The sequence below is a fragment of the Rhizobium yanglingense genome (assembly GCF_977109285.1).
Genome location: NZ_CDSAWY010000005.1, coordinates 1,034,293 through 1,044,628, shown reverse-complemented (window position 1 = coordinate 1,044,628; position 10,336 = coordinate 1,034,293). Strand labels below are relative to the sequence as shown.

Sequence of the window (10,336 nt, the reverse complement as noted above, 5' to 3'; positions counted from 1 at the left end):
ACAAGGACCGCTCAAAGGTGAGACATGCCTGATATGAAGAAACTGACGCGCGCGGAGCAGAAAGCGCGCCGCCCTGCACAGATTCTCGATGCGGCCTTTGAGGAGTTTGTGGAACGCGGCTACGTGGCGACACGCGTTGAAGACATCGCTGACAGGGTCGGAGTAACGAAGGGGACGATTTACGTTTACTTCGAAACCAAAGAGCAGCTTTTTGAAGCAATGATCAGGCACATCTCCGTGCCGTTCGAGGATCTCCTGGCTAGTGCCCATGAGCTAAGCGGAACATGTTCGGAGCGCCTTGAGGGCCTTATAGCGATGCTCTACGATCGCATTGTCGAGAACCGCAGATTGCGGGAACTGATGAGGTTCGTCATCGCCGAAGGATCACGGTTTCCCCAAGTCGTCGATCGGCACCACGAAGAGTTCATCGATCCACTCAACGCTCATTTGCAATCCCTCATCGATGAGGGTGTGAACCATGGGGAGTTCCGGCCGGCGCCAGCGGCATTCGCCGACGCGGTAGTGGCTCCTGCCATCGCCATGCTGATTTTCAAGCTCATCTTCAATGATCGAAGAGCTCTGGATAAGACGACTTACCTAGAAGCTCATGTCGATCTCATTTTGCATGGTCTAACGGCTTGACCGCTTCATTCGCCCAGAACTATGCGCCAACTCGGGCTGCTGCTGCGTCTTATCCCAAAAATGCACGGCCCTGCTTGTCAACAACGCCGGCATTGGCCTGCTCGGCGGCGCGGCGGAGCCCTCGACTGACCAGGCTCCGAAGAGGCGTTATGCGGCGGGGAAGATGGCGCGCCAGTTTCCTGCGCCGTTTCGTCCCCGAATCCGCATTCCGCGCCATCGTGCGGCAAGTCCCAGAAGTCTTTCGCGTTCCCCAGGCTCAAGCGGCGTTGCGTCTTCTGGCTCTGCAAAGAGGTCGCTCACGGCTCCCCCACAGATCGCGGTCTTTGACCTGGTCACGGATTCCTCGATGCGCGCTTCTATCCCGCCTGTTTCCTGCGCTTCCAGCTTCATCGTATGGGCAACACGCGCAAGTGCACGCGTCGCGATCTTCCGCGCACGCCGATTGACGGCTTCCTCGAGCGAGCTGTTCGGCACGAGCGCATAAACCAGCGTGCAGCTCAGCGCCTCGGCGCCGCGCCGCAGAGTACTGAGCTGGATGGAGCCGGGGTCTCGGATTTCTCAAGGGCCTCGACGCTCTGCGGACGCACGCCCAAGCGGGCGGCAAGCATGAACGCCCGTCACGCCCAAGGCAACCCGGATCGCCCGTGTCCAGCCCTTGGGGGGCTGGGCCATGAGGCGACCTGAGAGATCGTCTCGTTCGCGCCACTTCCGGACCATTTGCTGGTGATGACGCGAGGGCGCGTCTCGACCATAGCAGCCTTGAAGTCGATCCTGACTATCGACGCTCACCTCGAACTCGTCAATTCGACGGCTATGGACTCTTCTTTTGCAAAGGCGCATTTTTGAAGTAGGAGACGCAAACTAGAAAACCGTCCGGCGCTGCATGTTTGAATGCGCAGCTGACACTTGACCTTGCTCCGAAAATGTCCGGGTGAGGTGAGACATTGTGCGCATATCCGTGCCCAGGCTGCGGCCGATCGCGCTGCAGTTCGTTCCGGACGTATCTGGAGGGAACACCATGCCTGCTCTTCAACGTAGAGAATTTATCGTTCAGGGAAGCGCGGTTCTCGCCGGAATCGCGGGCCTTTATTCGTCGCTTGCCTACGCTTTTCCGACGCGGCAGGGCGAGAAAGTCATTCCATGGCTCGATCAGCCGACAGAAAGCCCCGATCCGGTGGGGATTCAAACCCAGCTTGTCTGGGAGGATTTGGATGCCTGGATAACTCCAAACGACAAGTTCTTCAGCATCTCGCATTTCAATCGGCCGACGATCGACGACAAATCCTGGTCCCTCGACATCGGAGGGATGGTCAAGAAGCCCTTGAAAATGACGCTCGCCGACATCAAGGCGCGGCCGAGGCAGGAGGTTGTTTTCACCGTCGAATGCTCCGGCAACCACGGCTTCCCCTTCTTCACCGGCGGCATCGGCAATGCCCGCTGGGCAGGCACGCCGCTTGCCCCGATCCTCCAGGAAGCCGGGGTCCTTGAAAAGGGCATCGAGGTCGTCTTCTTCGGTACCGACAAAGGCGAGGTCGCAATTCGCGATATCAAGATGCAACAGAACTTCGCTCGCAGCATGTCGCTCGCAGACGCGATGAACCCCGATAATCTGCTCTGCTACGAAATGAACGGCGCAACGCTGCCGGCGCCCAACGGTTTCCCGCTGCGGCTGATAACTCCGGGCTGGTACGGGATCGCCAACGTCAAGTGGCTGAAGAGCATCGAGGTTCGCGACACCCGCTTCATGAGCCTGCTGATGGGCCGCGACTATGTCACCATCCGAGAGGAAGAACACAACGGCGAGACCGTGTGGGCCGAGACCTCGGTCGGCCGGGCCTTGCTGAAATCCGCGCCCGCGAAGGTCACGCGCAACGACTCGGGTCACCGGATCGTCGGCGCAGCTTGGGGTGCGCCGATCGCCCGGGTCGAAGTGAAAATCGATCAAGGGCCCTGGATGCCGGCAGTCATCGATCACAGCGAGGAGGCCGAATACGCCTGGAAGATTTGGTCACTGGATTGGCCAGATCCCTCGCCCGGAGAACACACGGTAACCTCGCGCGCGATCAGTACGGCAGGTCAAATTCAACCGGCAATGGACGACCCCTTGATCGCCAAAAAGCACACATACTGGGAAAGCAATGGTCATGTGACGCGCCGCATCCGCATCGTTTGAGAAACGTTGCTGCCTCGCACGTCGACGTCGGCTGCTGAGTGAACGGAACATCCATCGAGAACCCCCCGCTGGGGATTGCGACATTTCAGGAGAAGGCGCCGGCGGTCATCCGCTGGCAGCGGATCAAACAGGCCTCCTCCCTTCCGCTAGTCTGCGCCGTCTTTTTTTGCCCGCTCGATGAATTTCCCGGCGACCGCTTTGCCAAGTGCGGCACCGGCCCGGTTGTCCATTTCATAGTGGATGCCGGCCCAGACGCGGGAATCGCCCGCCTCCTTGCCGACCGTGCGGATGAACTCCGCCTGGTCGGGGAACAGGTAGGCCAGCACCTCGCATCGGGCAGTCGACAACGCGGAGTGGTTCGACGGATAACTGGGATGGGCGGGCACAGCGAACAGGGGAGTGACGCTCGGATCAAGCATGTTGGGTCGCAGGTACCAATAAGCGTATTTCCCGTCGTTGCTTGCAATGTAGGTGTCGTAGTAGACCGTTGCGAGCATCGCGTAAGCCCGTGCGGCGCGCGGCGGGTTCGAATCCGTCTTGTCCTCGAACATCCACTTGCTAGCATAGTCATACCAGTCGGTGAACAGGCCGGATGGGCTTTGCCAGTAGAACGCCTTGGCGTTGTTGGGGAATTTTCGATCAAACTGCCGGACTGCCTCCGTCTCGGCCTTCACGGCCGCAGACTTGCAGTCGGGCGGAGCCGGTGGCCTGAATTCATCGGCTGCCTCGAGCAAAATTGGCTTCCAGTTTGGCATGTTTGCATTGGCGGGTTTGCTTCCGACCCACATGCACGGCCCGGTCGGCACCGTGCCGGTCCAGACGGCATCGGAGCCGTCGGCCTTTGCCAGCGCAATCACTTGCTCTGCCACGCGTCGCCCCAGTGCCAGGCCGGCGGAAGTGTCGCTTGGGAACTGGACACCGGCAAGGACACGCGACTGTGCGGCTTCTTCGGCCATCGCCTGGAACGACGACGCCTCGTCCGGAAAGAAATAGGCAAGAACGGTCGCGGCGGCGGCGGCGGCGGCCGCGTGTTCAGATGGATAAGCGGGACTCCGAGGCGCAGGCAGCGCAGTCGGCAGTGTCTTATCCACCTCGCTCGGGCGGGGGCGATTGTAGAAGTATTTCGACTCCCAAGCCGCGACGGTGGCGTCGTAGACCGCCATCGTCAAATAGGTGTAGACGCGATGCGCATTGGGGATCGTCTGGTTTGCGAGAAGACGGTGGTTGACCAGGTCGATCCATCGATAGCCCGGCGAGCCGGCGTCCCAGAACGTGATCTTGGCGGCGACCTGCGCATCGTTCTTTGCGACAAGTTCGCGGACCTGCTCCAACTCGGTTGCGGAAGTATCCGGTGGGGGCGGGACTCGGAAGTCTTTGCCCGACGTGATTACCCACGTCTTCCACGTTCCAGCGTTTGGCTCTATCTGATCCGATTGGGCGAAAGCGAAGTTCCCTGACAAAAGGATTAGCGCGCAGGCCCTGCTAAAGCCGCTAAACATGTTCGATCCCCCATGGTTGATCCCCGGCCCAAAGCCGAAGGTTTTCTGTTTTGACGGCCACTCCATCTTCTATTTTAGCAAACTCTAATTATACCGCGCGACAACGCCGTGGCGCAATCCCCGCGTGGCAAAATTTCAATGGTCGCGCTCGGCCGCGGCAACTCAAAGGTTTCGACGAGCAAAAATCTGCTTACGAGGTCGGAGCGAGAAGCGGAAGGCGGAAGGCCGAATGCCGTGCACGAACAGAATGGGGGGTCGAAAGGTTAGGTGGGTCGGCAGGGGAAGGTTTGCGGCAAAAGCGGAAATTATTTCCGATTCAACGCTGTCCTTCTATCCTCCCGGGTGCTGATCCTGGGCAGGAGTTGAACCTGCGGCCTTGCCGAAATTCTATTTCTCTGCGCTGGCCGCTTTTTCATCCAGTGAAGCCAAGTCCTCCATGAGGCGTACCGGCAGGTCCATTCGCTCATGCAGAATGCTCATCGCACCAAGGTCGCCATTGTTCAGCTCCCGGACGAATACAAGTTGGCGCTCGTAGCGGCTAAAATAGGCTTCGCGGTTGATGTCAGCGGAAACCGCAAGCTTCTGCGGGAGCTTTCGCCATATCGCCCTGTTGTCACACAACCGCTGCAAGTGAGTATTTAAGCCGGTGATATAAGTCACCGCCTGCTTCTCGCCCTCCATCGGCATATCCTTTTGTTCTTTTCTATTGTGCGGGGAGCGTAGCATATATTGTCAATATTCATCACCCGCTCCTCTACGGGAGCGCGCAGCATGAACCCGCAAGCTGGCAGTCCCCCGACCGTTCCGGACGCGTGGCCCTGCCGGTCCGGCGAACTGCGGGAAAGGCAGTCGAGTGAGCCTTGTGGATAAAGAGGGCAAGGGCGCCTGGCCATAACCGACCATATCTCCACCATGTGGGGCGGGTTATTCGGGTGCGGCGATGCGTATCGGACGTGTTCCGATCGGAGCGCCGGTCGTGCGGTCGATCGTGACAGGATCAATCTCCGTTCCAGTCTCGGCGTCAAAGAACCGGGTTACACCGTTTTTGTTGCGGTGCTTTCGCCCCCATGCGCCGATCGAAAACAGAACCGGCAGAAAGTCCCGACCGGCTTCCGTCAGCACGTATTCGTTCCGTGGCGGCCGCTCCGAGTAGCGCCGTTTCTCCAGCAGCCCCTCGTCGGTAAGCGCGGAAAGCCGACGGGTTAAAATTGTCGGAGCGATGCCAAGGCTCTTCCGAAACTCATCAAAGCGGGTGAGCCCAGCATGGGCATCCCGCAGTATCAGCATACTCCATGCGTCCCCTACCAACGCGAGGCTACGGGCGATCAGGCATGGCTGGTCCGAAAGATTCTGCATGTTAATATCTTTTTGATAGTGACTCACTCTCAAATTGATAGTAACCTAGTTTGCATCGATGTTCCACGACAAAAATGAAAGCTGAAACAGATGAGTAAGACAGAACGCGGCGTCGCCCTGGTCACGGGCGCATCATCGGGCATTGGAATGGCGACCGCACGAGCGTTGCGGCGCAATGGCTACCGGGTGTTCGGAACCAGCCGGAAGCCGATGGCCAACACCGACGATGGTGTGACAATGCTGGTTTGCGACGTCACCGACGACGTGTCTGTGCAGAAGGTCGTCGATGATGTCGTGAGCCGTGCGGGACGGATTGATCTTCTCGTCAACAATGCCGGAATTGGACTGCTCGGAGGTGCTGAGGAGTCGTCTTGCCGCGCAAGCAAAAACTCTGTTCGACGTGAATGTCTTCGGCGTCATGCGTTTAACAAATGCAATACTACCGATCATGAGACGCCAACGGAAAGGCAGGATCATCAACATGAGCTCCATCCTCGGGCTCATTCCTGCCCCCTTCAACGCCCTCTATGCATCGACCAAGCACGCGATTGAGGGTTATTCGGAATCGCTCGACCACGAAGTGCGAACGCAAGGCATTCGCGTCGTACTGGTGGAACCTGGCGTCACCCGCACATCGTTCGAGGAAAATCTCACGCGCGCGGATCAACCGCTTGCCGTGTACGATAGCGTTCGTGCCGACGCTGAGAAGCTGATGCGAGAGATTGTCGAAACGGGAGACGCACCCGAGATCGTCGCCGACATGGTGGTCAAGGCGGCCAACGCAGCGTCACCGAAGAGGCGTTACACCGCAGGAAAGGCTGCGGGACTGGTCCGTTTCCTACGCCGCTTCATGCCCGAGTCTTTCGTCGACAAAAATCTTCGGAAATTCAACAGGCTTCCCGCCTAACCCCCAATTGCCGTCACCTAGGAAAAGAAAGAAAGTCAGTACTCATGAAGGCATTCTTAGTTGACCGCTATACAAAAGGTGGGGCTCTACGGCTCGGTGATAGTCCGGAGCCGGAACTGCGCGACAACGATGTCGTGGTGGAAATCCATGCCGCCGGGGTGAACCCCTTGGATAACAAGATCAGGGACGGCGAGTTCAAGCTCATCCTTCCCTACCGCCTTCCACTGGTGCTCGGCAACGAGTTAGCGGGCGTCGTGGTCCGGGTCGGGGCCAAAGTCCGGCAGTTTAAGCCCGGTGACGAGGTCTATGGACGTCCGGCCCAAGATCGCATCGGGACATTTGCAGAATATGTCGCTATCGACGAGGCCGATCTAGCACTGAAGCCGAAGAACCTCACGATGGAAGAGGCAGCATCGCTGCCGCTCGTCGCCCTGACCGCCTGGCAGGTGCTTGTCGAACGGGCGAACCTCAAGAAAGGACAGAAGGTTCTGATCCATGCCGGCTCGGGTGGCGTGGGGACGATTGCCATCCAACTTGCGAAGTATCTCGGTGCGACCGTGGCCACGACGACGAGCACAGCTAATGTCGATCTCGTTAGAGGCCTCGGAGCGGATGTCGTCATCGACTATAAGAAGGATAACTTCGAGAAAGTGGCGCAGGGCTATGACGTCGTGCTGAACAGTCTCGAGAAGGACACGCTGGAGAAATCCCTTGCTGTTCTGAAGCCGGGTGGAAAGCTGATCTCGATTTCCGGTCCTCCCGATCCGGACTTCGCGAGGCAGAACGGCTCTGGTTGGCTGCTTCAACAGGTCATGCGCCTGCTGAGTTTCAGCATCAGGAAAAAATCGAAACGCCAAGGCATCACTTATTCGTTTCTCTTTATGACCGCGAACGGTGGGCAGCTCGGAAAGATCACATCCCTGATCGAGGCGGGTGACATACGCCCCGTGATGGACCGGGTCTTCCCGTTCGAGAGGACCAATGAGGCGCTCAACTATGTCGAAACGGGTCGTGCGAAAGGGAAGGTCGTCGTCGCGGTGAAGTGACGTCTGGGCCCATTGGCGCTCACTCCGGCGTCTCTGACGAGTTGAGCTAACAGCCTTCAATGGCATCTCGGTCGCATTGCGTTACCTGCAGATCGCAGAAAGCGTTGGCGGTTGAAGGGCTACTGCAACACTACTTCACCGGCACGTGCTGGTGCCGGCATGAGCCAAAACACGCGCTGGTACGTACACTGGTCCATCTACCCGTTGCGTTTGGTTGCGGGGTTGGAACCCTCAATTTGCACCTGCGATATAAGTTATTGATTTTGCTGAGCAAGCACTTGCAGCCAGACAAAATGGCATCATCAACACATTGATTTTAAAAGCTTTTCGAAGATGTATGCTGGTTGCGGGGGCCCGATGGCGCGGAGACTTGTAAATTTTCACCCCATGGCAATCGAGCCGCAGGCCTCCACGGTTTTCTGTGTTTGAAGCAAATACTCCCGGCGTTAACGCAGAAGGTGCGAATGTCTTTTTAAACAAGCTTATTGGCCTGGGCCTCGCAGGCCGTGATCTGGTTGACGTGACGATCAAATTCTTCGTGGCCCATTGCTAAAATGCCATCAGATTTGTTCACCTGGTATTTTACCGAAGCCCTTAAAGATAGCGACCACTGCAAAAGCTCCGTTAACCGATGACTCTGCAATTTCGTTGTCGCCAGGCCGTAATCGCCCCGCATATCAAGAAGGCAACGCTCCGCGCCCTCGCCTCTGCGACTGGAGCGACCGTAGTCGTTTGGGCACTGAGCCTGCTTGTTCCCGAACCTCCATTTTGGGTGGAATTGACCGCCGTGGCGTTAATATCGGCTGCTGTCACATTTCGGTTTCAATTGGCAATCTGTCTGCGCAACGAAGCGCTTCGTGATACCCAAAATGAACTTCAGTACGCGCTCCGTCATGATCCCGTCACGGGTACATTGCGCGCCAGCGAATTTGCGAACTCAGTCGAGCAAGCGATAGACCGCAGGCGCGTGAGCAGCGCGGAAAACCCGGATGGCGTTATGCTCGTTCTCAATGTCGGTAATTTCGATGAGATCGGTCGTCGCTATGGTCCGCAATGGGCCGATACGCTGCTTCAATCGATTGTTCGGATCGTACATTCTTCCCTGCGCTACGGTGATCTCGTCGCCCGCCTTGCCTCCGACGAACTCGGCATCTATTTGCCCGGCACAACAACGGAAAATGCCAGCGACATCTGCGAGCGCATCCGCGCGCGGGTGCAGGAAACCACGTTCACAGCCGGACAAGAGCGCCAGATATCGGTGACGGTCCGGCTTGGCGGTACCAGGGTCGAGGACCAGGCCGACTTTCAGGCACTCCGCGAGGCTGCTAACCGCGCCGCCCTCGCGGAGGAAGAAGCTGGCCCACCCCTATTCCGGGAGCTGTTCTCGTGAACGAGAGGCTTTAGGGTCTGCCGCGAATCATCGGGCTTTACGGTCTTTAGACCAGAGCTGCCTCCGGCGGACGTCGTCTTATCCTTAACAGGGACGGGGAATGCAACCAGTTGTGAAATCCGCCGACCGTCCGTCACCGTTTCCCATCGCGGCCGCGCGGACCTCGGCTACGGGAACCGACAGATTTGACCCGTCATCTCGCTACCCCGCCGCTATTCGCTTCGGTGGCCGCAACGCCGGCCGGGCTCAAGGCGCCGCAACGCCAGACGCTGTAGACCGGTTGGGTGTCCCAGTCATAGTAGAAGGCCGCTTTCAGCCTTCCCTTCTCCATCAGCTCCGCGAAGCTGCGGCGCACGGCACGGACCGCCACTTCCCGCTCGCGATCATCGACCGGGCAGGAAAGCGCGGTGTTGGCAATGCCCCATTCACTCACCCAGCACGGCTTGCCTTCCCCTTCAGGCCGGCAAAAGTCGAGAAGCGTCGTCACATAGCGTGCAAGCGCCGCGTCATGTTTGCGTCCCGGGTAGACATGAATGCCGTAGCCATCGACCAGCGCATCGATCCCCCGCTCCCGCAGGAGTGAAATGAACTCGCCGGGTTCGAGCCGTTCCATGCCGCGGCGGTCGGCCTCGCCAGTGCCGACGTCGGAAAGTCCGGCCGAAATCAGAAGCGCGTCGCGGCTATAGACCGTCGCCCGCAATTCTTCCCGGGTGATGCGGAGGGCGCCGACATATGCGTCGAGCCCGCGTTCGAAGGCCGAGCGATTTGCGACTTCCGAAACGTTGCGCGGCGTCTGCCGCCCTGGTTTTTCATAGACGACGAGGTCGCCGTTGTAAGCGCTGTAGTTTATTTCATTTCCGGGCTCGACGGCGTCGATGCGGATGCCCATTTCGTCAATGCGGCGAAGCGCCGAGCGCAACTGCGCTCGGTAGAGATCGAGATCGAGATCCGAAAGCCGCTGAACATCCCAGATGCGGCCGAAACCGGTGCGAGAACGCGCATCCGCGGGATAATAATCCTTGTTGCCGAGTTGGATCTCGAGGAGGATTTTCAGCCCCCGCCGGTCCGCCATTTCGAGCGCTTCGATGCTCCTGTCCACCGGTCTCGACAGCGAAAGCCGGACATGGGTGATACCGCTTGCCACGATTTCATTCAGTACGCGCTCCTGATCGCCGCGGGAAAGCCAGGCTAGGTTTACGCGGTTGATGCCGATACGATCGGAGAGCACTTCGTCAGCTCCCGCCGGCAGCGCCGGGGCAAAGGCCCAGAGCACTGCCAGCGCGCAAGCAAGGCGCGCTCGCGTTTGCGCCACCACCCTCATCC

8 protein-coding genes and 2 pseudogenes are annotated in these 10,336 nt (G+C 58.7%); 5 read left to right on the top strand and 5 right to left on the bottom strand.

Annotated features, from left to right (window positions below):
• The first annotated feature begins 24 nt into the window (after positions 1-24).
• Positions 25-642: a TetR/AcrR family transcriptional regulator gene (locus ACW4PC_RS14730; RefSeq protein ID WP_455874266.1), complete on the top strand. Its 618-nt coding sequence runs from the start codon at positions 25-27 to the stop codon at positions 640-642.
• A gap of 256 nt (positions 643-898) precedes the next feature.
• Here the strand turns inward: ACW4PC_RS14730 and ACW4PC_RS14725 are convergent.
• Positions 899-1,305, bottom strand: a pseudogene (locus ACW4PC_RS14725) (mobile mystery protein A); the annotation flags it as partial.
• Positions 1,306-1,660: 355 nt separating this feature from the next.
• On the opposite strand from ACW4PC_RS14725, the gene ACW4PC_RS14720 reads away from it, so the two are divergent.
• Entirely contained in the window at positions 1,661-2,815 is a 1,155-nt protein-coding gene (locus ACW4PC_RS14720; protein ID WP_455874265.1) for a sulfite oxidase, read from the top strand.
• A gap of 146 nt (positions 2,816-2,961) precedes the next feature.
• Here the strand turns inward: ACW4PC_RS14720 and ACW4PC_RS14715 are convergent, their stop codons facing one another.
• The 3 genes from ACW4PC_RS14715 to ACW4PC_RS14705 all read right to left on the bottom strand — a co-directional run bounded on the left by ACW4PC_RS14715 (position 2,962) and on the right by ACW4PC_RS14705 (position 5,670).
• The gene (locus ACW4PC_RS14715) at positions 2,962-4,146 is read right to left on the bottom strand and encodes a phosphatase PAP2 family protein (protein ID WP_455874264.1); all 1,185 of its coding nucleotides are present in this window, start codon (positions 4,144-4,146) and stop codon (positions 2,962-2,964) included.
• A gap of 555 nt (positions 4,147-4,701) precedes the next feature.
• Complete coding sequence (locus ACW4PC_RS14710) at positions 4,702-4,995, bottom strand: type II toxin-antitoxin system RelE/ParE family toxin (protein ID WP_455874263.1); 294 nt, start codon at positions 4,993-4,995, stop codon at positions 4,702-4,704.
• Between the two features lie 243 nt (positions 4,996-5,238).
• The gene (locus tag ACW4PC_RS14705) at positions 5,239-5,670 is read right to left on the bottom strand and encodes a winged helix-turn-helix transcriptional regulator (RefSeq protein ID WP_455875022.1); all 432 of its coding nucleotides are present in this window, start codon (positions 5,668-5,670) and stop codon (positions 5,239-5,241) included.
• Positions 5,671-5,760: 90 nt separating this feature from the next.
• Between ACW4PC_RS14705 and ACW4PC_RS14700 the strand changes: the two are divergent.
• From ACW4PC_RS14700 to ACW4PC_RS14690, 3 genes and pseudogenes are all read left to right on the top strand, one after another.
• Positions 5,761-6,577 (top strand): annotated as a pseudogene (locus tag ACW4PC_RS14700) (oxidoreductase).
• A gap of 44 nt (positions 6,578-6,621) precedes the next feature.
• Entirely contained in the window at positions 6,622-7,623 is a 1,002-nt protein-coding gene (locus tag ACW4PC_RS14695; RefSeq protein WP_455874262.1) for an NADP-dependent oxidoreductase, read from the top strand.
• Positions 7,624-8,395: 772 nt separating this feature from the next.
• Positions 8,396-9,013 carry a GGDEF domain-containing protein gene (locus ACW4PC_RS14690; RefSeq protein WP_455875021.1) on the top strand — a complete coding sequence of 206 codons (618 nt, stop codon included), beginning with the start codon at positions 8,396-8,398 and terminating at the stop codon, positions 9,011-9,013.
• Positions 9,014-9,206: 193 nt separating this feature from the next.
• Here the strand turns inward: ACW4PC_RS14690 and ACW4PC_RS14685 are convergent, their stop codons facing one another.
• Positions 9,207-10,334 carry a glycoside hydrolase gene (locus ACW4PC_RS14685; protein WP_455875020.1) on the bottom strand — a complete coding sequence of 376 codons (1,128 nt, stop codon included), beginning with the start codon at positions 10,332-10,334 and terminating at the stop codon, positions 9,207-9,209.
• Between the last annotated feature and the right edge of the window lie 2 nt (positions 10,335-10,336).

Bases quoted from the DNA above. Each gene is read 5' to 3' on its own strand.
- ACW4PC_RS14730 (WP_455874266.1), top strand. From the start codon at position 25: ATGCCTGATATGAAGAAACTGACGCGCGCGGAGCAGAAAGCGCGCCGC.
- ACW4PC_RS14720 (WP_455874265.1), top strand. From the start codon at position 1,661: ATGCCTGCTCTTCAACGTAGAGAATTTATCGTTCAGGGAAGCGCGGTT.
- ACW4PC_RS14710 (WP_455874263.1), bottom strand. From the start codon at position 4,995: ATGGAGGGCGAGAAGCAGGCGGTGACTTATATCACCGGCTTAAATACT.
- ACW4PC_RS14705 (WP_455875022.1), bottom strand. From the start codon at position 5,670: ATGCAGAATCTTTCGGACCAGCCATGCCTGATCGCCCGTAGCCTCGCG.
- ACW4PC_RS14695 (WP_455874262.1), top strand. From the start codon at position 6,622: ATGAAGGCATTCTTAGTTGACCGCTATACAAAAGGTGGGGCTCTACGG.
- ACW4PC_RS14685 (WP_455875020.1), bottom strand. From the start codon at position 10,334: ATGAGGGTGGTGGCGCAAACGCGAGCGCGCCTTGCTTGCGCGCTGGCA.